The organism is Kitasatospora sp. NPDC006697 (assembly GCF_042869935.1).
In the GTDB taxonomy this organism is placed as follows: Bacteria; Actinomycetota; Actinomycetes; order Streptomycetales; family Streptomycetaceae; genus Kitasatospora.
The window spans coordinates 57891-82147 of the sequence record NZ_JBIAGU010000035.1 but is presented as its reverse complement, the minus strand read 5'-3'; the positions used below and the strand labels follow the sequence as shown (position 1 = coordinate 82147).

The following is a 24257-nucleotide window of genomic DNA, read 5'->3' as shown; positions in this document are numbered from 1 at the left end:
CAGTCACAAAGGGTAGCCCTTTCGGCCAGGGGTCGGCTGAAGTTGGTGATTCTCCGGAAATCGGTCCCGGAATGTGTGTAAGAGCTTCCCGCCCCCGCCCTCTCTCCAGGTGAAGCGGCCACAACGGCCGCTCGCCGAGAGAGGACCATCGCCATGGACACCCAGCACAGCGTGGTGGAGCAGGAACTGCAGCTGAAGCTGGTGCTCTCCCCCGAGCGCAGCGTCCCGGTGCCGGCCCGGCTGTCCTACGGCAGCCACGACCCGTACGCCGTGCACGTCACCTTCCACCTGGACACCGGCACCCCGGTGACCTGGGTGTTCTCCCGGGAGCTGCTGGTGGAGGGCACCTTCCGCCCGTGCGGGCAGGGGGACGTGCGGATCTGGCCCACCCGGGACGGCCGGCAGAGCGTGCTCTGCCTCGCCCTCACCTCGCCGGGCGGCGACGCGCTGCTGGAGGCACCGCTCCCCGTGGTGGCCGCGTGGCTGGAGCGCTGCCACCGCCTGGTGCCGCCGGGCAGCGAGCTGAACGTGCTGGACCTGGACGGATCGCTCGCCGACCTCCTCGCGTGACCCCGCCGAGCACGGCGCCGCCGAGCACAGCGCCGCCGAGCGCGGTCGGCCACACCCGCGTCCCGCCCGCGGCCTCAGCGCACCGCGGGGGCGCGCTGCTCCCGGGCGGCGAGTTCCCGCACCGTCGGCTCGGCGGTGCGCTGCCGGCCGATCCGGAACTCCGTCCGCTCTCCCGCCGACCGGCGCCGGGCCCGCACCCGCAGCGCCGCCAGCACCAGGAAGCAGAGCCCGATCAGCGGGTAGAGCGCAGCGGGCACCTGCTGCAGCAGGCTGAGCCGGTAGTTCGGCAGGCCCTTGTGCGGCACCGTCCACATCGCGAAGGAGAGGAACCCGAGCAGCGTCAGTCCGAAGACCGCCCGCCACCGCCAGTGCCGCAGCAGCGCGGGCCTGGTGCGCTCGGTGTCGGCCTCGGCGGCGAGCAGCACCAGCAGCGGCACGCACCAGACCCAGTGGTGGGTCCAACTGATCGGCGAGAGCAGCAGCGCGGTGACGGCGGTGCAGCAGGCGCCCCAGGCCTCGGGGCGGGGCAGGAAGTGCTCGTTGCGCCAGACGTAGACGGCGGTGGCCAGCCCGGCCACCGCGACCGCGGCGGCCAGCAGGGTGGCGGGGGCGCCGGGGTTGGCGTGGTGCAGGAACCGGGCGACGGCCCCGCGCAGTGACTGGTTGTCGACGATCTGGGTCCGGCCGACCCGGGAGGAGTCGTAGAGGTACTTGGTGAAGAAGCCCCAGGTGGCGTGCGGCAGCACGACCGAGCCGAGCACGAAGGTGACAACGAAGGTCAGTCCGGCGGTGATGGCGGCCCGGATCCGGCCGGTGAGCAGCAGGTAGACCGCGAACAGGCCGGGGGTGAGCTTCATCCCGGCGGCGATCCCGATGCCGACGCCCCGCCGGCCCTTCTCCTGCCCGGACCCGAGGTCCCAGAGCACCAGGCAGAGCAGCAGCAGGTTGATCTGCCCGTACCGCAGCGTGGTGAAGACCGGTTCCAGCCAGACGCCGACCCCGGCGACCACCAGCACCCCGACCGGCCGCAGCTGCCGGCGCGGCCAGCCCGCCAGCCGGAACGAGAGCAGCCCGGCCAGCGCGAGCAGCAGGATGTTGCCCCCGGTGACCAGGATCCGCAGCGCGCCGATCGGGGCCAGCACGGTCGGCGCGAAGAGCATCGCGGCGAACGGCGGGTAGGTGGCCGGCAGGTCCCACGGGCCGACCCGCAGCGCGTAGAGGTCGTCGCCGTGCACCACGGCCGAGCCCTCCGCGCGGTAGACGACCATGTCCACCATCGGGAAGTGCAGCAGGTGCCGGACCACCGCGTAGCAGAGCAGCGAGACGAGGGCGAAGGCGCCGGCGGCGAGCACCGGCCCGCGCGGAGCCTCCTGCACCGCCCGCAGTGGCACGGTCACCCGCTGTCGCCATCCGGTGGCGGACGACGGATCGGGCCGGGGACCGGCGGATGCCGTCCACTGGTCCTCTTGCGCCACTGTCACTGCCCGCTCCATCCCGACGGCCCGGTCGACCAGCCAACGACCATACCGGAGGGGTGCGGCCGTGGCGTGTGCTGTGCAGGAGGTTGTGGGGAACACTTCCGGCCGTCCTGGGCCGCCCCACGAGGGGCCGGCCGGGCCGCTCGGGCCCGGCCGGCGGCTGACTCCGGGTCAGCCGGTGTAGGCGCCCAGCGCCTTGGTGAAGTCGAGCGGCTGCTGGACGATGCTGCTGCAGCTGGCATCGGCGTTCGGCTGGGCGCCGCCGGCGCAGGCCTTGTCCCGGGTGCCGCTCCACATGGCCAGCCAGGCGAGGTGCTTGGTGGCGGCGAAGGCGGCCAGCTGCTTGGCGTCGGCGACCGTGAAGACCTCGGTGGAGACGTCGTTGACGCCGATCATCGGGGTGACGGCGACCTTGGCCCAGGCGTCCGCGTCGTTCAGGCCGAGCACGCTCTTCAGCTGGGCCTGGGTGGCGGTGGCGGCGTTGATCGCGTAGGTGCCCATCTGGCCGCTCGGGTTGGGGGCCACCCCGTCGCCGAAGTCCATCGCCATGATGTTCACGGCGCCGGTCTTCACCCCGGCGGCCTTGGCGCCGCCGACCAGGTTGATGCCGTCCTGGGTGAGGCCGGTGGGCAGCGCGGGCAGGGTGAAGGAGACGTCCAGGGCGCGGCCCTTGGCGGCGGCGGTCTGCTGCAGCTGGGCGATGGCCTGGTCACGGCGGGTGTTGGCGGCGGAGTCGCCGAGCGCGCCGCCCTCCACGTCGAAGTCCAGCTTGGTCAGGCCGTAGGCGTCGACCACCTGCTGGTAGGCGGCGGCCAGGTCGGCCGCGGTGCCGCAGGCGCCGGCCAGCTCGGTGCCGTTGGCCCCGCCGAAGGAGACCCGGACGTCGCCGCCGAGCGCCCGCAGCGCACCGATCTGGCTCGCCACCGCGTCCGAGGCGAGGTCGCTGACGCCGCCCCACTTGGGCACGCAGCCGCCGCCGGAGACCACGAAGGCCAGGTTGAAGTTCTTCACCCCGCTGGCCTTGGCGGTGGCCGCCAGGTCGTAGGGCGGGTAGAGCGAGGTGTCCACGTACGGCGCGAACCCGGCACCCGCGACGGGGACGGGGACGGGAGTCGGCGTAGCAGTGGCCGTGGCCGAAACCGTGGGAGTGGGGGTCGGCCGGGCACTGCTGGCCGGGGCACTGGGCACCGGAGCAGCGGACGACGGCGCGGCGGTGGGCGATGCAGCGGTGGGCGACGGAACGGCCGACGGCGCCGCCGTGGTCGGCCGCCCGGACGGCACCGGCGTCGGCCCGTTCCCGGCCTTGCACGAGGCGTTGTTGATCAGGCAGTTCCCCGGCTCTGCCTGGGCCGCCCCCGCCCCCTGCACCACGAACCCGACGTCCACACTCTGTCCGGCGCCGATCTGCTGGTTCCAGCTCTCCGGCCGCACCGTGACGTGCTGCCCGCTGACGGTGTAGACGGCGTTCCACAGCGAGGAGAGGCTGGCACCGGCCGGCAGGTCGAAGCTGAGCGTCCAGTCGCCGATCGGCGCGGTGTCCCCGTTGCTGATCAGGTACTGCCCGGTGTAGCCGCCGTCCCAGGTGCTGGTGCGGCTGTAGACGGCGCCGAGGGTGGCGGCGCTGGCACTGGAGGCGAACACCGCCACCCCGCCGGCGATCACGGCCGCCGCGAGCGCGCTCGCGCCGATCACCATGCCCTTGCGACCGCGGCGGCGGTGCCCGGGTCGGTGGCTGGTCTGCTGGGTCATCGGCACTCCTCGGAACGGCGTCGAACGGCGTCAGGAGCCGGGGGACCCGAGGGCCCGCACCCGGCGCCGCTGACGCTAGCGGGCCGATATCGGGACGTACCGGCCGCTCAGGCTCGGGTAGCCGTCCCTTAGGCGAGTGTTAAGGAACCGCCGCCCTCAGCAGGCCTCGCCGGCCCGCTCCTGCTCGCCGCGCCGCCGCCCCCGGCCCAGCCGCCGGGCGGGCGGCACCGCGGGCACCGCCCCGGCGCCCAGCCGCAGCCGGATCTCGGCGCCGCCGAGCCCGCCGGACCGTCCGAGCTCCAGGTCCCCGCCGGTCGCCTCGGCGAGCTTGCGGACGATGTCCAGACCGAGCCCGGTGGACCCCTCGCCGCCGTGCCCGCCGCCCCGGCGCAGCGCGGCCGACGGGTCCTCGAAGCCCACCCCGGCGTCGCCGACCAGCACGATCACGGCCCGCTCGGTGGCCAGCACGTCGACCGAGAAGGCGGTGCCGACCGGGGTGTGCCGGAAGACGTTGCCGAGCAGCGCGTCCACGGCCGCGGCCAGGTCGCCGCGCTGCACCGGCACCGGCGCGCCCGCCTCGGCGCCGGAGAGCCGCCAGGTCCGTCCCTCGTCCTCGGCCAGCGCGGACCAGAAGCCGACCCGTTCCCGGATCACCTCGGCGGCGTCGCAGCCGACCGTGACGGCGGGCGCGTCGGCCGGCGCCCGGCGGGCCGAGCGGATGATCTGGTCCACCTCGCGCTCCAGCTGGGCGACCGCGTGCCGGGTGGCGTCGGCCGCGTCGCCGTCGCCGAGCGAGGCGGCGTTCAGCCGCAGCACGGTGAGCGGGGTGCGCAGCCGGTGCGAGAGGTCGGCGGCCAGCTCCCGCTCGGCGGCCAGCAGCTGCACCACCCGGTCCGCCATCGCGTTGAACGCGGTGGCCGCCTCCTGCAGCTCGGCGGGGCTGCCCTCGGCCTCCCGCCCGGTGACCGGCACCCGCACCGCCAGGTCGCCCGCGCCCAGCGCCCGGGCGGCGGCGGCCAGCCGGCGGGCCGCGCCGACCAGCCGGCCGCCCATCCGGTCGGCGACCAGCACGGCGATCGCCACCAGGCCGAGCGCGACCAGCGAGAGCACCAGCCAGGCGGTGCCGACGCCCTGGGTGAGCTCGCTCTCGTCCACGTAGACCTCGACCACGGCGACCCGGGCGGGGTTGACGGCGACCGGCTGCAGCCGGGCGAAGCCGCCGGGCACGGCCACGGTGAGCACCCGGCCCGCTCCGGCGCCGGCCACGTCGGCGGGCTTGGCCCGGCCGGTGCCGATGGTGGCGCCCTCGACCGCGCCGCCGTCGGTGGGCGGCAGGTGGATCGCGATCCGCCCGCGGGCGCCGGCGTCGGTGCTGGCCAGGGCCCGGGACAGGTCGCCCTGGTCGGTGGTGATGGCCAGCGCCGGGCCGAGGCCGGCGGCCTGCCGGTCGGCGGCGGTGAAGGCCCGGTCCCTGGCGGTCTTCTGGACCATCAGGCCGAGCGGGATCAGGAAGGCCAGCGCGACCATCGTCGTCCCGGCGACGGCCGCCTTGACCAGGGCCCAGCGCAGCGGCTCGCCGCTGCGGCGGGCCTTCGGCGGCGCGCCCGCGTCCCCCGTGGCGCCGCCGGTCCGGGTCACGGCCGCTGCTCCGCTGTCGGGGCGGGCGCCTCCAGCCGGACGCCGACGCCGCGCACGGTGTGCAGGTAGCGCGGGTTGGAGGCGGTCTCGCCGAGCTTGCGGCGCAGCCAGGACAGGTGCACGTCGATGGTCTGGTCGCCGCCGTAGGTCTGCCGCCAGACCTCGGCCAGGATCTCCTTGCGCGGCACCACCACGCCGGGCCGGGCGGCCAGGAAGGCCAGCAGGTCGAACTCGCGGCGGGTCAGGTCGAGCGGCCGCCCGTCCAGCACCGCCTCGCGCCGCTGCACGTCGATGGCCAGCCCGCCGACCCGCAGCACCGGGGAGACCGGGGCCATCCCGCCGCCGAGCCGGCGCAGCACGGCGGTCATCCGGGCCGTCAGGTGCTCGCCGGAGAACGGCTTGACCAGGTAGTCGTCGGCGCCGTCGTTGAGCAGCCGGACGATCTCCGCCTCGTCGTCCCGGGCGGTGGAGATGATCACCGGCACGTTGGTCAGGCCGCGGATCATCTTCAGCGCCTCGCCGCCGTCCAGGTCGGGCAGGCCGAGGTCGAGGATGACCAGGTCGCAGCCGACCTGGGCGACCTCGCGCAGCGCTTCCAGGGCGGTGCCGACGCTGCGGACGGCGTGCCCGGACTCGGACAGGTGCCGGATCAGGGCCGAACGGACGAACGGGTCGTCCTCGACGACCAGGACTGTTGCCATGGCCCTGCACGGTACGGCATGCCGGTTTTTCACAAGAACCTTGCTCAATCGCCCGGCTGTCGGCGGCGCTCGGCTCAGGGCCGCTGAGCTGGTCCGGCCGCCGATGCGGCAGGATGGCGGTCGATGCGAAGCGGACTGGTTCAGACGGGTGCCTGGGCGGCGGCCACCACGGCCGCGGTGCTGCTGTCCTGGCTGGGCGTCAACGCGGTGCTCTCCGACGCCGCGTTCGAGCCGCCGGCCGCGCTCCCGCCCCGCCACTCCCCCACGCCGCTGCCCTCGGTCGCCCCGTCGACCTCCGCGCCGGCCCCGTCCTCGCCCGCCGCGCCGACCGTGCAGGGCCCGGCCAGCGCGCCGGCCTCGCTGCAGGTGGCGCCGACCCCGCCGGCGCGCAGCAGCGCCCCGCCGCCGACCCGGCACCCGTCGGCGGCCGGCTCCACCCTGGCGGCCGCCCCGAGCGGCGGCGGCACCGGCACGGTGCACAGCTACCTGGTGCCGGGCGGCCGGGTGGCGCTGGACATGCACCCGGACCGGGCCGAGCTGGTCTCGGCGGTGCCGGACGCGGGCTGGCAGATGCAGATGTGGAACGGCGACCAGTGGATGCGGATCGACTTCTCCCAGGGCACCAGCACCAACTCGGTCTTCGTCACCTGGAACGGCCACGAGCCGGACGTGCAGACGGTGGTGAACAACAGCTGACCCCGGACCGCACCGGTCCGGGGCCAGCTGTCCGTCAGGCGGCGGTCAGAGGTTGCCGCGCTTCTCCTGCTCGCGCTCGATCGCCTCGAAGAGCGCCTTGAAGTTGCCCTTGCCGAAGCCCATCGAGCCGTGCCGCTCGATCATCTCGAAGAAGACGGTCGGCTTGTCCTGCACCGGCTTGGTGAAGATCTGCAGCAGGTAGCCGTCCTCGTCGCGGTCGGCCAGGATCTTCAGCTCGCGCAGCTCCTCCAGCGGCACCCGGGTCTCGCCGACCCACTCGCCGAGGGTGTCGTAGTAGCTGTCCGGGGTGTCCAGGAACTCCACGCCGGCCTCGCGCATCTGGCGGACCGTGCGGACGATGTCGTTGGTGGCGAGCGCGATGTGCTGCACGCCGGGGCCGCCGTAGAACTCCAGGTACTCGTCGATCTGCGACTTCTTCTTGGCGATGGCCGGCTCGTTGAGCGGGAACTTCACCTTGCGGGTGCCGTCCGCGACCACCTTGGACATCAGCGCCGAGTACTCGGTGGCGATGTCGTCGCCGACGAACTCCTTCATGTTGGTGAAGCCCATCACCCGGTTGTAGAAGCCCACCCAGGTGTCCATCTTGCCCAGCTCGACGTTGCCCACGCAGTGGTCGATGGCCTGGAAGTTGCGCTGGGCCGGCGGGGCGGTGATCGGGCCGCGGGCGGTGTAGCCGGGCAGGTAGGCGCCGGCGTAGCCGGAGCGGTCCACCAGGGTGTGCCGGGTCTCGCCGTAGGTGGCGATGGCGGCCAGCACCACGGTGCCGTGCTCGTCGCTCTCCTCGTGCGGCTCGACCAGGCCGGTGGCGCCGTGTGCCAGGGCGTAGGCGTAGGCGGCGTGCACGTCCGGCACCTCGATGGCCAGGTCGACCACGCCGTCGCCGTGCTTGGCGACGTGCTGCTCCAGGAAGGCGCCGCGCTCGGTGGCGGCCTTGACGACGGAGGTGAGGACGAACCGGGCGCCGCCGGACTCCAGCACGTAGCTCGCGGTCTCCCGGCTGCCGGTCTCCGGGCCGCGGTAGGCGGTGCAGCGCATCCCGAAGGCGGTGGAGTAGTAGTGGGCCGCCTGCTTGGCGTTGCCCACGGCGAACTCGACGGCGTCCATCCCCTTCACCGGGAAGGGGTCTGCCTGGCCCGCGTGGGCGGGGACGGACTGCGCGGCGGTGTCGGTCATGACGGCCTCCCTGTAAGGCTCCGGGACCTGCGGCGAACCCGGGGGTGTGGGAGCGCCGGTAGCGCCCCGTGGCAGCGTGTGGGGTCGTCGCCACGGGGTCGTGGGTGGAGCGTGACGCCGCTCACCCCGTTGCGCAACCGTCCCGCACGATGCTGGTCAAGCTGTGCACCGTGGTCGGAGAATGCTTCCGAAGCCTGTACAGGTTGACCAGTCCAGGAGGCACAGGATGCATCCGCCGGTTTCGTCCCGGATCGACCCGTTGGACGCCCGTCTGCTCGAATTGCTCGCCGCCGAGCCGCGGATCGGGGTGCTGGAGTGCTCGCGCCGGCTGCAGGTGGCCCGCGGCACCGTGCAGGCCCGGCTGGACCGGCTGATGGCCCGCGGGGTGATCTCCGGCTTCGGGCCCGACATCGACCCGGCGGCGCTGGGCTACCCGGTGACGGCCTTCGCCACCCTGGAGATCTCCCAGGGCCAGGGCGCCGACGTCCGGGCCCACCTGGCCTCGGTGCCCGAGGTGCTGGAGCTGCACACCATCACCGGGCAGGGCGACATGCTCTGCCGGATCGTCGCCCGGTCCAACGCGGACCTGCAGCGGGTGATCGACCGGGTGGTCGGCTTCGACGGGATCGTCCGGGCGGCCACCGCGATCGCGCTGGAGAACCCGGTCCGCTACCGGGTGCTGCCGCTGGTCGAGCAGGCCGCCCAGGAGGGGCAGCCGGAGGCGCCGCCGGGGCTCGGCGGCTGAGCGGCGCGGTGGGGCGGCTCAGCAGCTGGGGACGGCCCCGCCGGAGTTCAGCGCCCGCAGCGCCGCCAGCGAGTCGTTCAGCGTGGTCACCGGGATCAGCCGCAGCTGCGCGGGCGTGTTGACCTTGGCGTCGGCGCACTCGCCGCGCGGCACCAGGAAGACGGTGGCGCCGTCCCGGGCCGCCGCCTGGGTCTTCAGCGCGACGCCGCCGACCGCGCCGATCGTGCCGCTGTCGTCGATGGTGCCGGTGCCCGCGATGTTGCGCCCGCCGGTCAGGTCGCCGCCCTGCCCGTCGCCGGCCAGCTTGTCGATGATCGCCAGGCTGAGCATCTGGCCGCCGCTGGGGCCGCCGATGTCGCCCAGGTCCACCGTCACCTTCACCTGGTCCGAGGAGAGGTGCAGGTAGTCCAGGGCCACGGTGGTGGCGCTGTCCTGGGCCTGCGTCATCTCGTGCTGGGCCTGGGTGATGGTGCCCTGCGGGTAGACGCTGTCCCGGGGCAGCACGGCCACCTTCGGGTCCGCCCAGGCGGAGAGCGCCTGGTAGAGGCTGATCGAGTCCTTCGGCCCGGTGGCCAGGATGGTGGTCACCCGCAGCGAGCCCGTGGTGCCGCGCACCGGGGCGCCGGTGATGGTCAGCACCTGGGCGCCCTGGTAGCTGCCGAGCGCGTCGGCGGTGGAGCCGGGCCAGGTCTTGGTGAACGGCAGCGGGGCGAACGCGGCCACCAGCACCAGGGCGGCCAGCACCGCGCCGCAGAGCCCCAGCGCGCGGCGGCGCGGGGTCAGCCGGTCGGCAAGGGAACGGGCGGCGGGTGCAGTCGGGTCAGCAGGCACAAGGGGAATCCAAACACACCCCGGCTCAGCGCAGGGCGTCCGCCACCTCGGTCGCCGCCTCCACCACCCGCGGCCCGACCCGCTCGGGCACCAGTCCGTTGAGCATCACCACGCCGACGCTGCCCTCGATGCCGCTCAGCCCGACCAGGGCCGCCGCGGCGCCGCTGGCCCCGGACTGCTCCTCCGCGCGGGTGATCACGAAGGCCTGGTCCGGTCGGCGCTGCCCGGGGAACTTGCGGGCCTCCAGGATCGCCCGGCCGGCCGCGCTCTCGTCCAGCGGGTGCCGCAGGCCGGTCCGGTAGGCCACGTGGAAGTCGGTCCAGCTGGGTTCCACGACGGCCACGGCCAGCGCCTCGGTGCCGTCCACCAGGGTCAGGTGGGCGGTGGCGCCGAGGTCCTCGGCCAGGCTGCGCAGCGCGGGCAGCGCGGCCTCGCGCAGCAGCGGGTGCACCCGGTGGGCCAGCCGCAGTACGCCCAGGCCGACCCGGGCCCGGCCGCCGATGTCGCGGCGGACCAGCCCGTGCTGCTCCAGGGTGGCCAGCAGGCGGTAGACGACCGTGCGGTTGACGGCCAGTCGGGCGGCCAGCTCGGTCACGGTCAGGCCGCGCTCGGAGTCGGCCAGCAGTTTGAGTACCCGCACTCCGCGGTCGAGGGTCTGGGAGGTCTCGGCGGTCACGACACGCATTCCTTTCCGCACCGGGAGCCGCCCGGTACGGGACCGGACCGGCGAGGGGGCGTCGCGCGCAGGGGTGTGGACGCGGCAGGCCGGCTGCGTCGTCATCGGCACGCACGGCTGTGCGCCCTCCAGCCGTAGGTCGTGCCTGCGAGAAGAGCGTGGGGAGAAAGTAGTAAGTGATTGGCCGTGACGGAAGTGCTTGTCCAAAATTCGGTCAAGATCGATATTTTGGATTCGGACCAATCCGGGCAATCATCTGCATTTCGCGGGGGGAACGGGCACCCCGACTCCCGCGGTGCTCCGGGTAACGGACACCTGGGAGTTTTCCGGGAACTCACCCGGCGGGCGGTGATCGCCCGCACGCCGGGTCAGTTCGGGGCGGCCGGAAAGGGCTCCGCAGGGGTCAGCGGGCCCATTCCTTGACCTTGGCGATCCGCGCCTTCAGCTGGTTCGCGGTGGCCTGCGCGGTGAGCGGTCCGCCGCACTGGCGGCGCAGCTCGTTGTGGATGGTGCCGTGCGGCTGGCTGGTCCGGTGGTGCCAGGCGGCCACCAGGCTGTTCAGCTCCTTGCGCAGCTCGCGCAGCTCCTGGTGGGTCACCACCGGGCGCTGCTCGGCGGGCAGCTCCAGCAGGTCGGCCTCCTCGGCCGGCTTGGTCCGGGAGCGCTGGATCTGCCGGCTCTGGCGCTTCTGCAGCAGCAGGTGCACCTGGTCGGGCTCCAGCAGGCCGGGGATGCCCAGGTACTCCTCTTCCTCCTCGGAGCCCGGGTGCGCCTGCATCCCGAACTCCATGGCGTTGTAGAGCACCCGGTCGAAGACCGCGTCGGAGCCCAGCGCCTCGTAGGAGAACTCCTCGCCGCCGGCGCCGTCCGGGCCGTCGTTGGCCCGTTCGGCCTCGGCGAGCAGCCGGTCCTCCTCGTCGAAGAGCCCCTCGCCCTCCTTCTTCGGCCGGTCCAGCACGTGGTCGCGCTGCAGCTCCATCTCGTTGGCGAAGCCGAGCAGCATCGGCACCGAGGGCAGGAAGACCGAGGCGGTCTCGCCGCGCTTGCGGGCCCGCACGAAGCGGCCGACCGCCTGGGCGAAGAAGAGCGGGGTGGAGATCGAGGTGGCGTAGACGCCGACGGCCAGCCGGGGCACGTCCACGCCCTCGGAGACCATCCGGACCGCGACCATCCAGCGGTCGTCGCTCGCCGCGAAGTCGGAGATCTTCTTCGACGCCTCGGCCTCGTCGGAGAGCACCAGGGTGGCCCCGTGGCCGGTGATCTCACGGATCATCTTGGCGTAGGCCCGGGCCGCGTTCTGGTCGGAGGCGATCACCAGCGCGCCGGCGTCGGGGATCGCCTTGCGCACCTCGGTCAGCCGCTTGTCGGCGGCCCGCAGCACGTTGGGGATCCACTCGCCCTGCGGGGAGAGCGCGGTCCGCCAGGCCTGGGCGATCAGGTCCTTGGTCATCGGCTCGCCGAGCCGGGCCTCCAGCTCGTCTCCGGACTTGGTCCGCCAGCGCATGTTGCCGCTGTAGGAGAGGAAGATCACCGGGCGGACCACGTGGTCCGAGAGCGCGTGCCCGTAGCCGTAGGTGTAGTCGGCGACCGACTTGCGCAGGCCGTCGGTGTCCTGCTCGTACTGGACGAACGGGATCGGGTTGGTGTCCGAGCGGAACGGCGTGCCGGTCAGCGCCAGCCGCCGGGTGGCCGGTTCGAAGGCCTCGAAGCAGGCCTCGCCCCAGGACTTGGAGTCGCCCGCGTGGTGGATCTCGTCCATGATCACCAGCGTCTTGCGGGACTCCGTGCGATTGCGGTGCAGCATCGGGTTGACCCCGACGCCCGCGTAGGTGACCACGATGCCGTGGTAGTCCTTGCTCAGCGGTCCCGAGGAGTAGGCCGGGTCCAGCCGGATCCCTATCCGGGCGGCGGCCTCGGCCCACTGCTTCTTCAGGTGCTCGGTCGGCGCGACCACGGTGATCTGCTGCACCAGGTGGTTGTGCAGCAGGTACGAGGCCAGGGTGAGCGCGAAGGTGGTCTTGCCTGCGCCCGGGGTGGCGACCGCCATGAAGTCCCGGGGCTGCTTCTCGATGTACGTGTCCAGCGCCCCCTGCTGCCAGGCCCGCAGCTTGCCCGCGGTGCCCCAGGGCGCGCGCCCGGGGAAGGCCGGCGACAGGTGCGAGGCGGCCGAGGTCCCGGCCGCCCGGGCCGCGTGGTGCGGCTCGGCGGCATCGGAGAAGAGCGGCGACATGTCGGAAGAGGCGGCAGTACTCACGGTCTCCGGATGAGGGATCGTCGCAGGTCAGGGCGGTGACGCGGCCCCACCCCGCAGTCGGCGGGCGATCGGACAACCCGCCTAGCCTACCGGCCCGCGGTGAACGCCGGCCCTCGACACGAAGGCCGCACGGGTCCTCCGGAGGGCTCGCACACCGTGATCCGGATCACCCGTTCGCCACGGTAATCAGCTGCCGCCTCCGCACTCTCACCGGGTGCACGCGCCCCACCGCCCCCCTGAGGAGTCCCCATGCGCAGCGCCGTCGTCGAGCACGTCCTGCCGGCCCGTCTGATCCTGAGCAGCCAGTGCAGCACCGGTCTGACCGTGGTGCTGCGGTACCGGGCGGCCGACCCGCTGGCCGTGACCATGGTGTTCCCCGCCGAGTACTCGCTGGACGAGCGGCGGGCGCCGCAACCGGAGGCCGAGGTGGTCTGGGTGTTCGGCCGGGAGCTGCTGGCGAGCGGCCTGGAGCTGCCCAGCGGGGTGGGCGACGTGCACGTGCGGCCCTGCCGCGGGCCGCAGACCATGGTGGAGCTGCGCACCCCCGAGGGGGTGGCGCTGCTGCGGTTCGAGGCGGGGGCGCTGCGCCGGTTCCTGGCCGAGAGCTACCGGGCGGTGCCGGCCGGGCGGGAGCTCGGCCTGCTGGACCCGGACCGGGCGCTGGCCGAGCTGCTGGGCTGACGGCCGGTCAGGAGGAGAGCCGGCGCATCAGCCGCACGCCCTGGCCCGGGGTCAGGTGCGGCAGGTAGGCCTTGCCGATCGCCCGGGTGATCGCCGGCAGCGCCGCCGGGTCGGGGTAGACCATGTACATCGGCCGGTACTCGGGCTGGAACTTCGCCTTGAAGGCCAGCAGCGAGCGGAACCCGTAGACCGGCTCCAGGGTCCGCCCGATCCAGTCGAGCGTCCGCTGCAGCGCGGTCGCCCCGCCGCCCCGGTCGGCCCGGGCCAGCGGGGCGCCGGAGAGGCTGAGGAACTCGGCGCCCTCCTCCTTGAAGCCGAGCGCCGCGGAGGCGATCAGGAACTCCATCACGCCCCGCAGCGCCTGCGGGTCGGCCCGCCGCCGCATGAAGTCCAGCGTCCAGCCGACCGCCGCACCGTCCCGGTAGACCGGCATCCAGCTGGTCAGCCCGTGCACGGTGCGGTCCGCGTCCACGGCCACCAGCAGCCGCACCGCCGGGTCGGCCAGCTCGTCCAGCCCGCCGAGGGTGAAGCCCATCTCGGGCAGCCCCTTGTCGGCCACCCACTCCTCGGAGATCGACCGGATCTGGTCGCGCAGCCCGATCGGGGCGCTCTGCCAGGTCCACCACTCGGCGGTGACGCCCTGTTTGCCGGCCTTGTTCAGCGCGGTCCTGATGTCCTGCCACTTCTTGCCGGTGAAGGCCAGCTCGGGCAGCGGCACCACGGTGTCCTCGGCGACCTGCAGCGAGCGCCAGCCGAGTGCGCCGGCGATCCGCTCGGTCTGCTCGGTGGCGCTGTAGAAGCACGGCGTCCAGCCCCGGGCGTCGCAGTACCGCCCGAAGCCGGCCACCGCCCGCTCCCGGGCGGCGGGCTCGCCGAACGGGTCGCCGGTGGTGAGCGCCACGGTGGCGATCACCCGGTAGGCGACGGCGGCCTCGCCGCGCTCGTCGAACCAGTAGTGGTTGCCGTCCCAGGTGCTCAGGAAGGAGAGCGTGGAGCCGCCGGAGCGGGTCAGCAGCTCCCGGGCCCGCTGCCCGGCGGCCGCGTCCTGGTGCACCGAGGGGCGGCGGAAGGCGATCAGCAGCACGACCAGCGTGACCGCCCAGAAGAGCAGCCCGCAGTAGGCGTCCAGCGCCTGCGAGGTGCCGCCGACCGGCACCGGCGCGGTCGGCAGCAGGTCGCTGTAGGCGGGCGGCAGGAACTGCGCGGGCAGCCCCTTGAGCAGCCCGGCCAGGGTGGCGTCCGGCTGGTACTGGTCGCGGACCAGCCAGCCGATCCCGACGTAGGCGGCGCAGGCCGCCAGCAGCGTGCCGCCGATCACCGCGGCCAGCCGCCGCAGGTCCGGCCGGCGCAGCCGCAGCCCGAACCGCCGGCGGGTGACCAGCAGCAGCACCAGCAGCAGCACGGGCAGCAGCAGCGCCTCGCCGACCACCTGCCAGACCACCTGGCTGCCGCCGAGCTCGCCGGCCTGGTCCAGCAGCGCGCTGAGCAGCCAGCTGAGCAGCCCGATCCAGAGCAGCTGCACCGCCGCTGTCGTCCACCAGGCCAGCCGCAGCCCGCGCCGCAGCCCCTCGGCGAGCACCACCAGCAGCACCGGGACCAGCGCCGCCATCAGCAGCCCGGGCGAGTGGAAGAAGTGCGCCTGGGCCCTGAGGTGGGCGCAGTCCGCGACCGAGACCGAGCAGGCGTAGTCGATGTCCTCGGCGCTCGGCGGCCGGGAGAAGTAGAGGTCGCCGAAGGTGTTGAACGGTCCGGCCGCCGCGCTGTAGAGCGAGGCGACCAGCGGGCCGAGCGCCGAGCCGACCACGCAGAGCGCGACCAGCACCCGGGCCTCGGCGTGCGAGGCCCGGCGCGGCGGGTGCAGCACCCCGGCCCGGCGGGCGGCCAGCACGCCCGCGGCCAGCCCGACCAGCACCCCGGCCATCCGCTGCACGCTCTGCAGGTGGCCGATGTAGAGCATCATCACCAGCGGCACCAGCACCACCAGCAGCTGCAGCCGGCGCCGCCAGAGCACGGTGAGCCGCCAGCCGAGCGCGGCGGCCAGCGCGCACAGGCCGCTGCTCGGGCCCACCGCGAGCTGGTCGACCAGCCCCTGGGTCCAGGTCTCGCCGACCGCCGCGCCGAGCCGGACCAGCCCGGTGCCGAGCAGGGTGCCGGCCGCCTGGCCGATCAGCAGCAGGGCCGCCGCCCGGGCGGTGCCCAGCCGGCGCGCGGCCATCGGCAGCACCAGCAGCGCCAGCGCCGTGTTGCCCAGGTAGGCGGCGATGCCGGAGCACCAGAGCAGGGAGCTGACCGGCGTCCACCAGTAGCCGGCCGCCAGGCTGGGCACGCCCACCCCGACGTGCGCCAGCAGCGGGGCCGGCGGCCCGTGGCCGAGGCTGCCGGTGAGCCCGCCGACCAGCCAGAGCGCCGCCACCAGGGCGACCGCCGGCGGCGCCTCGCGCAGCCCGCGCACGGCCCGCAGCGGCAGCGCGCCGGCCCGCAGCACCCGCTGCAGCCGGCCGGGCGGAGCCGGGGCGAGCGGCGGCGCCGGGGCGCCGGGTTCCGCGCTCACCCGGTCAGCCCGGTGGTCTTGCCGATCCAGTCCACCTGGCCGGCCAGAGCGGCCTTGAAGACGCCCCAGTCGTGGCCGCCGGGCACGCTGCCGATCACGGTGGCCATGCCCGCGGCGGCCGCCGCCTCGTGCACCTTCTTCGTCTGCGGCCCGTAGGTGCCGTCGCCGGCTCCGTAGACGAAGGAGGCGCTGGTGTGCGGGAACCGCTGGCGGGCCATCACGTGCAGCGGGTCGACGGCGTCGAAGGCCGCCTCGTCGCCGCCGAAGGCCTTGTCCACGGTCTCCTGGTGGCTGCCCAGGGTGGGCTCGTCCTGCCCGGAGACGTCCAGGAAGGCGCCGTAGACCTGCGGCGCGTTGACGGCGAGCTGGACGGCACAGGTGCCGCCGTAGGAGATCCCGCCGATCATGGTCGCGGTGCGGCCGGTGGCGGTCTGCAGGTGGGCGTGGATCCAGTCCGGCACGTCCTCGGCCAGGTAGGTCTGGGCCTTGGTGATCCTGGAGTCCATGCACAGGGTGTTGCCGAAGGTGGAGCCGGTCGGGTCGGCGCTGACCACGATCGGGGCCAGCCCGTGGTGCTTGGCGGCGAAGGCGTCCATGGTGGCGGCCAGGTCGCCGGAGTTCACCCAGTCGGACGGGCTGCCGGGCTGCCCGGCGAGCAGCACCAGCACCGGCAGCAGCGGGCGCGGGTCGGCCTGGTAGGCGGGCGGCAGGTAGACGTAGGCGTCCCGGCCGCTGTAGCCGGACTTGGTGCCGGGGATCGCCGCGGTGGAGACGGTGCCCTTGGCGGGCAGGCCGGCCGGCGGCCGCCAGACGCTCTCCAGCGGGCGTCCGGCGGGCGCGGCCACGGTGTGCGCGGCCTGTCCGGCGGCCAGCTTGGGGGTGTGCTCCAGCCAGGGCGCCAGCAGCACCCGCACCGTCGGGTACTGCTGGTAGTAGCGGTTGACCTGGTTGGCGCCCATCGCCAGCACCAGCAGCGCGGCCCCCGCGGCGGCGAACCGGCCGCGCCAGCGCAGCGCGGACATCCGGAAGACGGCCAGCAGCGGGCCGAGCAGCGCGATGCCGGTCCACACCTCCACCTCCCGGGGCAGCGGGTCGGGGAACGGCCGCCACCAGTCCTCCACCACCAGCACCAGCAGCGCGGTGAGCGCGGCGGCCAGCACCACGGCGGTCGGGAACCGGCGGCTCCACCAGTGGTCGCTGGCCGAGACGGCCAGGCCCAGCAGCGCGCCGCAGCCGAGCACCAGCAGGATCCAGGCCAGCGCGCCGGAGGTGAGGGACCAGTCGAGGGGTCCGGATATCGCGAGTTTCACGCGGGCCTCCGGTGGCCCGTGAGGTGTGCGTAGACCACCACGTTGCCCTGGTAGCCGGTGTCCTTGCGGTAGTCGCCGCCGCAGGTGATCAGCCGCAGCTGCGGGTCCGGCGCCTGGCCGTAGACCTGCTTGTCCGGGAAGGCGGTGCGCGGGTAGACCTCGATCGCGTCGACCATGAACCAGGCGGTGCTGCGGTCGGCCCGGGCCACGTCGATCCGGTCGCCGCGGTGCAGCGCGCCGAGCCCGTAGAAGACCGCCGGGCCCTCGGCGGTGTCCACGTGGCCGGCCAGCAGCGCGGTGCCCTTCTGACCGGGCGTCACGCCGCCGCGGTACCAGCCGGCCAGGTTGCGGTCCTGCTCCGACGGGGTGGCCAGGTGGCCCTCGCCGTCCAGGCCGACGCCGGTGACCGGCGCGTCCACGCCGATCGCCGGGATGCTGATCCGCACCGGCGCCGAGGCCCCCATCGGGGTTCCGCTCAGCGCGGCCGGCCGCGGCCCGCCGGCTCCCAGCGCCTCGGCCGGGGAGGGTGCGGGCGGCTGCCCGCCCCGGCTGCCGTCCTGCACCAGCCAGGCTCCGAGCACCACCGCCGCTCCCAGCAGCGCCGCCCCCGTCCAGGGACTCCTGCGCGCACCCACCCCTGCACCTCTCCTCGTCGTCGGTGAGATCGTCGGAGAAATCACCCTTGTCCAGCCAATCCGGACGCCCGGTCGGGCGCATCGGTTGCGCCGCCGCCCGGGTGATCGTCCGCGGCCCTTCCGACGGCCCGCACCCGGGGCAGCCGCGGCCGTACCAGGAAGCCCTCGGCGAGGCCGTTGGCGATCGCGATCACCGGCAGCTCGGAGGACTTCTCGTACAGGACGAACCGGGGCTCCCAGACCGGCTGGTACTTGGCGTTCGCACGGTACAGCGACTCCAGCTGCCACCACCGGGAGAGGAACCGCAGCACCGAGCGGGAGAGCCGCAGCACCGGCCCGGCGCCGAGCCTGCCGCCGGCCTCGAAGACGTAGCGGAACATCGCGAAGTTGAGCGAGACCCGGGTGACCGGCAGCCGGCCCTGTCCGGCCGCCAGCAGCAGCTCGGTGACCAGGAACTCCACCAGCCCGTTCTCCGACTCCCGGTCCCGGCGCATCAGGTCCAGCGAGAGCCCGTGCGCGCCCCAGGGCACGAAGCTGAGCAGCGCGCAGGTGCGGTCGTTCTCGTCCCGGCACTCGGCCAGCACGCAGTCCCCGTCGGACGGGTCGCCGAGCCGGCCCAGCGCCATGGTGAAGCCGCGCTCGGTGCGGCCGTGCCGCCAGGCGTCGGCCAGGTGCACCAGTTCGGCCAGCTCCTGCGCCGGGATGTCCCGGTGCCGGCGGACCACCGCCCGGTAGCCGGCCTTGCGGACCCGGTTGTGGGCCTGCCGCAGGGTCCGCATCGAGCGGCCCTCCAGGCTGAAGTCGGCCACCTCGACGATCGCCTCGTCGCCGAACTCCAGCGCCCGCAGCCCGGCCCGCCGGTAGGCGATGCCGGCCTGCTCGCCGGCGCCGGTGACGGCCGGCACCCAGGCGTTGGCCCGGGCCAGCTCGCGCCAGCGCTCGATCGCGCCGGGCCAGGCCTCCGGGTCGCCGATCGGGTCGCCGGAGGCCAGCGCCACCCCGTTGACCACCCGGTAGAGCACGGCGGACTTGCCGGACGGCGACCAGCAGACCGACTTGTCCCGGCGCAGCGCGAAGTAGCCCAGCGAGTCCCGGGCGCCGTGCCGGTCCAGCAGCTCCCGCAGCCGCAGCTCGTCCTCCGGCTGCAGCCGGACCCTGCCGTGCGGGGAGCGGAAGAAGACCCGCAGCACGATCAGGAAGAGCGCCGCGCCGAGCACGTTGATCGCCAGGTCGGCCCAGCGGGAGACGGTCACCGCGGGCACCAGCTCGCCGAAGCCGGAGGTGGTGAAGAGCCGGATCGCGGCGTACCGCACGCTGTCGTCCCAGTCCGGCACCGGCGCCGCGTTGCCGGCCCGGATCAGCACCGCGCCCAGGCCGATCACCAGCGCCCCGCCGACGGCCGCGGTACCCAGCCCGAGCAGCACGTTCCCGCGCGCGCCGCGCACCCGGTAGGCGGGCCGGCCGATCAGCAGCGCGACCAGCACGCTCGCGGTCAGGGCGGCCGAGACCCAGTTGAAGGGGTGCTCGCGGTCCTCCGGGAGCAGCAGCAGGGCCAGCGCGAAGAGCACCGCGTAGGCCGCCACCACGGTGGTGGCGACGATCCAGGCAGCCCGCTTGCGCCGGCGCAGCATCACGGCGAGCAGGGCGGCGAAGAGCGCGGCGGTGAAGCCGGCGGTGACCAGCACGGGGGTGAAGTAGTCGCCGGAGTTGGCCCGGTGCACCCGGTCCCGGAACGGTGCGACCACCCCGGCCAGCAGGTTGAGCGCGGCGGCGATCCGCAGGTACCACTCGGCGTAGCCGGCGCACCGCTGCCGCCAGCGCGGCAGCACCACCGGCACCGGCTCGGGCGCCGCGGCGGGTGTGGCGGGTGTGGCGGGCGCCTCGGCGGCGGCGCTGCCGGGCAGGAGGTCGGGGGCGCCGGCCAGCAGGTTGTAGGCGGCCGTCTTGGCGGTCATCAGCCGGCGGTGCACCCGGGCCTCGCGGCGCTCGGCGCGGGCCATCCGGCGCGGGCGGCTGCGGTAGCGCCAGCGGGCCCAGGGGCTGCCGGGCCGGGCCAGCCGGATCGCGCCGACCACCGCGAGCAGCGGGATCATCAGGCCGATCAGGCCGGTCCAGAGCTTGCCCTTGAGCAGGCTGATCACCACCAGCACCAGCAGCACCCCGGCCACCGCCAGCTGACCGGCCGAGGGCCGCCCGGAGAAGCCGCCGAGCGGCAGCTGGCCGAGCAGCAGCAGGCCGATCAGCGCCACCGCCAGGATCACCGCGTCCACCGACTTGCGGCCCTGCTCCTTCCAGTAGACGTCCTCCAGGTGCAGCACCAGGGCGAACTCGTCCAGCACCAGGCCGCAGCCGACGCCGAAGCCGAGCGCCAGCAGCTCCCGGGTGTGGCTGGTCAGCCCGTGCACGGTGAACCCGCCGACGCCGGTGACCAGCATCAGCGCCTGGCCGAAGACCACGTGGTGGATGTGCAGGCCGCCCGGGGAGACGTTGCCGGGCCACCAGGGCGTACCGCGGCGGATCAGCCGGGTGCTGAGCCGGATGAAGAGGAAGGCGACGACCAGCCCGAGCAGCAGCAGGAAGAGCGGCTGCCGGCCCGGCTCGACGACCCTGGAGTGATAGGCGTCCAGTACCGACTGCCACATGGCGACCTTCTGCTCCTCCCGCTGCTTTCCGTCCAATCTGAATGATCGTTCGATCCGCCGGACGCGTCGACACGCCGTTCGGCTGGTCCTAACGGGCGGTCGACCCGCTCCTGGTCCACCGTCACGGCCCGGAGCGTGACATCCTGTGGACAAATCAGCCCATAACGGCCGATCAGCGGACGGAGAGCCAGCAACCGGGTGCCGCAGGGCCGTTGGGCCGCACCGCGACCGATACTCGCGCCCTCGACTTGGAGAGACCATGGACGCCCTGTCCCGCCGTTCCCTACTCGCCGCCGGTGCGGCCACCGCCGCCACGGTGGCCGCCGGCTGCGCCCGTCCCGCCACCGCCGGATCGCGGGGCGAAGCGGCGGGCGCCGCCCCGGTCCCGGCCGGAGCGGGCTCCGGCTCCGCCTCCCCCGCCGCGCCGAGCACCCCGGCCAAGCCGCCGGCCACCATGATCGGCGACGGCTCCACCTCCGACACCGGCCCGCAGCCGCACCAGCCGGTGCCGGAGCCGCTGGAGCTGGGCCAGCGGCCGCCGCAGTTCGTGGTCTTCTCCTGGGACGGGGCCGGCGAGCTGGACAACAAGCTCTTCTCCCGGTTCCGCACCCTGGCCAACGAGCACAACGCCTCGATGACCTTCTTCCTCTCCGGCATCTACCTGCTGCCGGAGTCCAAGAAGGAGACCTACCGGCCGCCGCAGCACAAGCCCGGCGCCTCCGACATCGGCTACCTGGCCGACCAGCACATCCACGACACGCTCACCCAGGTGGGCGCCGCCTGGCTGGACGGCCATGAGATCGGCACCCACTTCAACGGCCACTTCTGCGGCGCCACCGGCGGCGGCCGCTGGTCGCCGGAGGACTGGGACAGCGAGATCCAGCAGGCCATGGACTTCGTGATGAACTGGCGCACCAACACCGGCTTCACCGACCTGCCCGCGCTGCCCTTCGACTACCGCAAGGAGCTGATCGGCAGCCGCACCCCCTGCCTGGAGGGCCAGCGCGGCCTGCTGCCGACCGCGGCCGCGCGCGGCTGGAAGTACGACTCCAGCGGGCCCGGCGGACTGCAGGTCTGGCCGCAGAAGATCCAGGGCGGCGCGCTCTGGGACATGCCGCTGCAGTCCATCCCGTTCCCCGGGCACTCCTTCCAGGTGCTCTCGATGGACTACAACATCATGTACAACCAGTCCGGCGACAACACCAAGGGCAACGCGGTCTTCCAGGACGCCTGGCAGAAGCAGGCCCGGGACGCCTACCTGGCCGGCTTCGAGCGCGCCTACAACGGCAACCGCGCGCCGATGTACATCGGCAACCACTTCGAGCAGTGGAACGGCGGCATCTACATGAACGCCGTCGAGGAGGTGCTGCGGACCATCGCCGAGAAGCCCGAGGTCCGGCTGGTCTCGTTCCGCCAGCTGGTCCAGTGGCTGGAGGTCCAGGACCCCGGCGTGCTGCGCAAGCTGCAGGCGCTGGGCGTCGGCGAGGCCCCGGCGGCCGGCTGGTCGGCCTACCTCGGCGCCGCCGGCTGACCCCATTCGGCGCCACCCCGGGTGATCGGGCATCACCCCAGGTAGCGGGGGGTTTGAGCGGGGCCCGGCGGCGGATCTGCGGATGCGCCGCCCCGCCCGGGACCGTACCCCTGGTCTCAGGACCCGGTTCCGCCTACTACCCCCGCGGGACGACCCCGCGACCCGCGTCCCAGGAGAACCACCATGCGTGCTCGCCACTTCGCCGCCACCGGACTGCTCGTCCTGGCCGCCGGCCTGGCCGCGGCCGGCCCCGCCGCCGCCAACCCGGTCATCATCGAGCCGGACCCGGTCACCCCGGGCAGCCAGTTCACCGTCCTGGACGGCGGCAACTGCGACAGCGCGGGCGGCACCGCCGTCTTCCGCTCCCGCGAGCACGCCCAGGACGAGGACATCCCGCAGGTCCGGCTCGGCTCGCTGCGCGGCCTGGTCGGCGCGGTGGCCACAGTGCCCGAGCACGCCCGCCCCGGCGTCTACGACGTGACCGTCAAGTGCACCACCGTCACCAAGAGCGAGGTGACCACCACCTTCACGGTGCACGGCGACGCGGGCGGCAAGCCGGAGCACGAGCAGCCCGGCGGCCCGAGCGCCCCGAGCGGCCCGAGCGGCCCGAGCCACGCGGGCCTCGGCGGCTCGGTCGGCCCCAACCTGCCGGAGACGCTGGCCGGCGTCACCCTGCTGGGCACCGCGGCCGCCGCGGTGGTGCACCACCGGCGCCGCCGCGACACCTGAGCAGGACTCAGGTGTCGGCCCGCGCCGGCCGCACCCGGCCGGCCAGCGCGGCGCCGAGCAGCGCCACCCCGGCCATCACCACGAAGATCGCCGCGTAGGCCCCGCGCGCCACGCTCCCGGTGCCCGCGTCGGCCGCCGCCACCGCGCCGCCGCCGAAGCCCGCGAAGAGCACCCCCGCCAGCGCCACCAGCAGCACCGTGCCCAGCGCGTCGCAGAGCTGCAGCGAGGCCGAGTTGGCGCCGGCCTCGGCGGGCGGCGAGAGCTTCATCATCAGCACGCTGATGCTGGCGATCATCAGGCCCATCCCGATCCCGCCGAAGCCCCAGGCCACCGCCGCCGTCCAGGTGGGCATCCCGGGCAGCAGCACCAGCGCGGCGCCGGCGATGGCCGCCGCGGTGAGCAGGAAGCCCACCCGGATCAGCGGCTCCCGGTACCGGTCGGCGCCGGGCCGGCCCTGCAGCCAGGAGCCGAGCGCCCAGGACAGGCCGCCGCTGGTCAGCGTCAACCCGGCCATGGTCGGCGACAGGTGCCGCTGGGTCACCATCATCAGCGGGATGAACGCCTCGGCGGCGAAGAACGCCCCGGAGGCCACCCCGCGCAGCAGGATCACCGTCGGCAGCCCGCGCGCCACCCGCAGCGTGCCGGGCGGCAGCAGCCGCAGCACGGCCGGCACGAGCAGCGCCGCCCCGGCCGCCGCGGGCAGCAGCGCCCAGGCGTCCCGCCGGTCCCCGGCGTACTGCAGCAGCCCGGCGCCGAGCGCCGCCATCGCGGCCAGCCCGATCCGCCGCCGGTCCAGCGCCCCGCCCGCGGGCGGCGGCTGGTCCCGCTCGGCCCGGCGCAACGCCGGGCCCATCACCGCCAGCGGCAGCACCACCAGCACCGGCACGGCCAGGAAGACCCAGCGCCAGCCCAGGTGCTGGGTGACCGCGCCGGCCACCACCGGGCCGAGGATCGAGGGCAGCACCCAGGCAGCGGAGAAGGCCGCGAAGACGGCCGGCCGCAGCCGCTCCGGGAAGGCCCGCCCGACCACCACGTAGAGCGCGACGATCACCAGGCCACCGCCCAGGCCCTGGATCGCCCGGCCGCCGACGAAGAGCCACATGTTGGCCGCGGTGCCCGCCACCACCAGCCCGGCCGCGAAGATCCCTATCCCGCCGAACAGCGGCAGCACCGGCCCGCGCCGGTCGCACCACTCGCCGGAGAGCACCATGGCGAACAGGGTGCTGGTGAAGTAGCCGGAGAAGGCGAAGGCGTAGAGCGCGACCCCGTGCAGCTGACGGGCCGCCACCGGCATCGCGGTGTTGACGGCCGTCGCCTCGAAGGCGAGCAGCAGCACCACCGACACGATCCCGAGGGTGAGCGCCCGGTAGCCGGCGCTCAGCACCCCGCCCTCGTCGGCTGGGGCGAGGGCGGTCGGCAGCGCGGTGTCGGAAGCGGTCATGGCTGCCATGGTAAGCGGCGTTGACCGAGTTGACCCCTGACCTTTGGTCCTAGGACTTCATACGCATGTCACATTCGGGCATTGACGCCCCCCACCCGCGACGGTTTAGAGTAATTCTCGAAAGCACCGCGGAATTCACCCGCAACACACCGACCGGAGAGGAGCCCGCCGCCATGCAGCGCACCGCTCCCTCCTGTTGTCGCAC

19 protein-coding genes are annotated in these 24257 nt (G+C 74.2%); 6 read left to right on the top strand and 13 right to left on the bottom strand.

Translation table 11 applies throughout. The features are described from left to right. The first annotated feature begins 153 nt into the window (after positions 1 to 153). Complete coding sequence (locus ACFYNO_RS34645) at positions 154 to 570, top strand: SsgA family sporulation/cell division regulator (RefSeq protein WP_388021503.1); 417 nt, start codon at positions 154 to 156, stop codon at positions 568 to 570. 74 nt (positions 571 to 644) lie between these two features. Here the strand turns inward: ACFYNO_RS34645 and ACFYNO_RS34640 are convergent, their stop codons facing one another. The 4 genes from ACFYNO_RS34640 to ACFYNO_RS34625 form a co-directional block, all read right to left on the bottom strand. After that, positions 645 to 1967 carry a glycosyltransferase 87 family protein gene (locus ACFYNO_RS34640; RefSeq protein ID WP_388021502.1) on the bottom strand — a complete coding sequence of 441 codons (1323 nt, stop codon included), beginning with the start codon at positions 1965 to 1967 and terminating at the stop codon, positions 645 to 647. 252 nt (positions 1968 to 2219) lie between these two features. Then, positions 2220 to 3797: a cellulose binding domain-containing protein gene (locus ACFYNO_RS34635; protein WP_388021501.1), complete on the bottom strand. Its 1578-nt coding sequence runs from the start codon at positions 3795 to 3797 to the stop codon at positions 2220 to 2222. Positions 3798 to 3953: 156 nt separating this feature from the next. Next, positions 3954 to 5366 carry an ATP-binding protein gene (locus ACFYNO_RS34630; RefSeq protein ID WP_388021536.1) on the bottom strand — a complete coding sequence of 471 codons (1413 nt, stop codon included), beginning with the start codon at positions 5364 to 5366 and terminating at the stop codon, positions 3954 to 3956. 65 nt (positions 5367 to 5431) lie between these two features. Further along, complete coding sequence (locus tag ACFYNO_RS34625) at positions 5432 to 6136, bottom strand: response regulator transcription factor (protein ID WP_388021500.1); 705 nt, start codon at positions 6134 to 6136, stop codon at positions 5432 to 5434. A gap of 123 nt (positions 6137 to 6259) precedes the next feature. Here ACFYNO_RS34625 and ACFYNO_RS34620 point away from each other — a divergent pair, with 123 nt between their 5' ends. Beyond that, positions 6260 to 6832 (top strand): hypothetical protein, encoded by a 573-nt coding sequence (locus tag ACFYNO_RS34620; protein ID WP_388021499.1) that lies wholly within the window; start codon positions 6260 to 6262, stop codon positions 6830 to 6832. 45 nt (positions 6833 to 6877) lie between these two features. Here ACFYNO_RS34620 and hppD read toward each other — a convergent pair whose 3' ends face one another. Beyond that, a complete protein-coding gene (gene hppD, locus ACFYNO_RS34615) occupies positions 6878 to 8026 on the bottom strand; it encodes a 4-hydroxyphenylpyruvate dioxygenase (protein WP_388021498.1) in 1149 nt (382 codons plus the stop codon). 226 nt (positions 8027 to 8252) lie between these two features. Between hppD and ACFYNO_RS34610 the strand changes: the two genes are divergently transcribed. Continuing rightward, positions 8253 to 8771 (top strand): Lrp/AsnC family transcriptional regulator, encoded by a 519-nt coding sequence (locus tag ACFYNO_RS34610; protein WP_388021497.1) that lies wholly within the window; start codon positions 8253 to 8255, stop codon positions 8769 to 8771. 18 nt (positions 8772 to 8789) lie between these two features. Here ACFYNO_RS34610 and ACFYNO_RS34605 read toward each other — a convergent pair whose 3' ends face one another. The 3 genes from ACFYNO_RS34605 to ACFYNO_RS34595 form a co-directional block, all read right to left on the bottom strand. Further along, positions 8790 to 9602 carry a S16 family serine protease gene (locus tag ACFYNO_RS34605; RefSeq protein WP_388021496.1) on the bottom strand — a complete coding sequence of 271 codons (813 nt, stop codon included), beginning with the start codon at positions 9600 to 9602 and terminating at the stop codon, positions 8790 to 8792. Positions 9603 to 9627: 25 nt separating this feature from the next. Further along, the gene (locus ACFYNO_RS34600) at positions 9628 to 10278 is read right to left on the bottom strand and encodes an IclR family transcriptional regulator (protein WP_388021495.1); all 651 of its coding nucleotides are present in this window, start codon (positions 10276 to 10278) and stop codon (positions 9628 to 9630) included. A gap of 403 nt (positions 10279 to 10681) precedes the next feature. After that, positions 10682 to 12508, bottom strand: coding sequence for a DEAD/DEAH box helicase (locus ACFYNO_RS34595; protein ID WP_388021535.1), 1827 nt, complete (start codon positions 12506 to 12508; stop codon positions 10682 to 10684). A gap of 273 nt (positions 12509 to 12781) precedes the next feature. Between ACFYNO_RS34595 and ACFYNO_RS34590 the strand changes: the two genes are divergently transcribed. Next, positions 12782 to 13213: an SsgA family sporulation/cell division regulator gene (locus ACFYNO_RS34590; RefSeq protein ID WP_388021494.1), complete on the top strand. Its 432-nt coding sequence runs from the start codon at positions 12782 to 12784 to the stop codon at positions 13211 to 13213. A gap of 7 nt (positions 13214 to 13220) precedes the next feature. Here ACFYNO_RS34590 and ACFYNO_RS34585 read toward each other — a convergent pair whose 3' ends face one another. Genes ACFYNO_RS34585 through ACFYNO_RS34570 form a run of 4 tightly spaced genes read right to left on the bottom strand, consistent with a single transcriptional unit; the run spans position 13221 to position 20351 of the window. Continuing rightward, complete coding sequence (locus ACFYNO_RS34585) at positions 13221 to 15764, bottom strand: bifunctional lysylphosphatidylglycerol flippase/synthetase MprF (protein WP_388021493.1); 2544 nt, start codon at positions 15762 to 15764, stop codon at positions 13221 to 13223. Further along, complete coding sequence (locus tag ACFYNO_RS34580) at positions 15761 to 17074, bottom strand: alpha/beta hydrolase (protein WP_388021492.1); 1314 nt, start codon at positions 17072 to 17074, stop codon at positions 15761 to 15763. Before ACFYNO_RS34580 ends, ACFYNO_RS34585 begins: the two co-directional genes overlap by 4 nt. Then, on the bottom strand, positions 17071 to 17709 hold the full coding sequence (locus tag ACFYNO_RS34575; RefSeq protein ID WP_388021491.1) for a class F sortase: 639 nt from the start codon (positions 17707 to 17709) through the stop codon (positions 17071 to 17073). The genes ACFYNO_RS34580 and ACFYNO_RS34575 overlap by 4 nt, the downstream gene beginning before the upstream one ends. A gap of 41 nt (positions 17710 to 17750) precedes the next feature. Beyond that, complete coding sequence (locus tag ACFYNO_RS34570) at positions 17751 to 20351, bottom strand: phosphatidylglycerol lysyltransferase domain-containing protein (RefSeq protein ID WP_388021534.1); 2601 nt, start codon at positions 20349 to 20351, stop codon at positions 17751 to 17753. Positions 20352 to 20610: 259 nt separating this feature from the next. On the opposite strand from ACFYNO_RS34570, the gene ACFYNO_RS34565 reads away from it, so the two are divergent. Next, positions 20611 to 21882 (top strand): hypothetical protein, encoded by a 1272-nt coding sequence (locus tag ACFYNO_RS34565; RefSeq protein WP_388021490.1) that lies wholly within the window; start codon positions 20611 to 20613, stop codon positions 21880 to 21882. Between the two features lie 183 nt (positions 21883 to 22065). Beyond that, positions 22066 to 22611 (top strand): hypothetical protein, encoded by a 546-nt coding sequence (locus ACFYNO_RS34560; RefSeq protein WP_388021489.1) that lies wholly within the window; start codon positions 22066 to 22068, stop codon positions 22609 to 22611. Between the two features lie 7 nt (positions 22612 to 22618). Here the strand turns inward: ACFYNO_RS34560 and ACFYNO_RS34555 are convergent, their stop codons facing one another. Beyond that, on the bottom strand, positions 22619 to 24061 hold the full coding sequence (locus tag ACFYNO_RS34555) for an MFS transporter (RefSeq protein ID WP_388021488.1): 1443 nt from the start codon (positions 24059 to 24061) through the stop codon (positions 22619 to 22621). Positions 24062 to 24257: the final 196 nt, after the last annotated feature.

Bases quoted from the DNA above. Each gene is read 5' to 3' on its own strand.
- ACFYNO_RS34645 (WP_388021503.1), top strand. From the start codon at position 154: ATGGACACCCAGCACAGCGTGGTGGAGCAGGAACTGCAGCTGAAGCTG.
- ACFYNO_RS34635 (WP_388021501.1), bottom strand. From the start codon at position 3,797: ATGACCCAGCAGACCAGCCACCGACCCGGGCACCGCCGCCGCGGTCGC.
- ACFYNO_RS34625 (WP_388021500.1), bottom strand. From the start codon at position 6,136: ATGGCAACAGTCCTGGTCGTCGAGGACGACCCGTTCGTCCGTTCGGCC.
- ACFYNO_RS34620 (WP_388021499.1), top strand. From the start codon at position 6,260: ATGCGAAGCGGACTGGTTCAGACGGGTGCCTGGGCGGCGGCCACCACG.
- hppD (WP_388021498.1), bottom strand. From the start codon at position 8,026: ATGACCGACACCGCCGCGCAGTCCGTCCCCGCCCACGCGGGCCAGGCA.
- ACFYNO_RS34610 (WP_388021497.1), top strand. From the start codon at position 8,253: ATGCATCCGCCGGTTTCGTCCCGGATCGACCCGTTGGACGCCCGTCTG.
- ACFYNO_RS34595 (WP_388021535.1), bottom strand. From the start codon at position 12,508: ATGTCGCCGCTCTTCTCCGATGCCGCCGAGCCGCACCACGCGGCCCGG.
- ACFYNO_RS34590 (WP_388021494.1), top strand. From the start codon at position 12,782: ATGCGCAGCGCCGTCGTCGAGCACGTCCTGCCGGCCCGTCTGATCCTG.
- ACFYNO_RS34570 (WP_388021534.1), bottom strand. From the start codon at position 20,351: ATGTGGCAGTCGGTACTGGACGCCTATCACTCCAGGGTCGTCGAGCCG.
- ACFYNO_RS34565 (WP_388021490.1), top strand. From the start codon at position 20,611: ATGGACGCCCTGTCCCGCCGTTCCCTACTCGCCGCCGGTGCGGCCACC.
- ACFYNO_RS34560 (WP_388021489.1), top strand. From the start codon at position 22,066: ATGCGTGCTCGCCACTTCGCCGCCACCGGACTGCTCGTCCTGGCCGCC.
- ACFYNO_RS34555 (WP_388021488.1), bottom strand. From the start codon at position 24,061: ATGGCAGCCATGACCGCTTCCGACACCGCGCTGCCGACCGCCCTCGCC.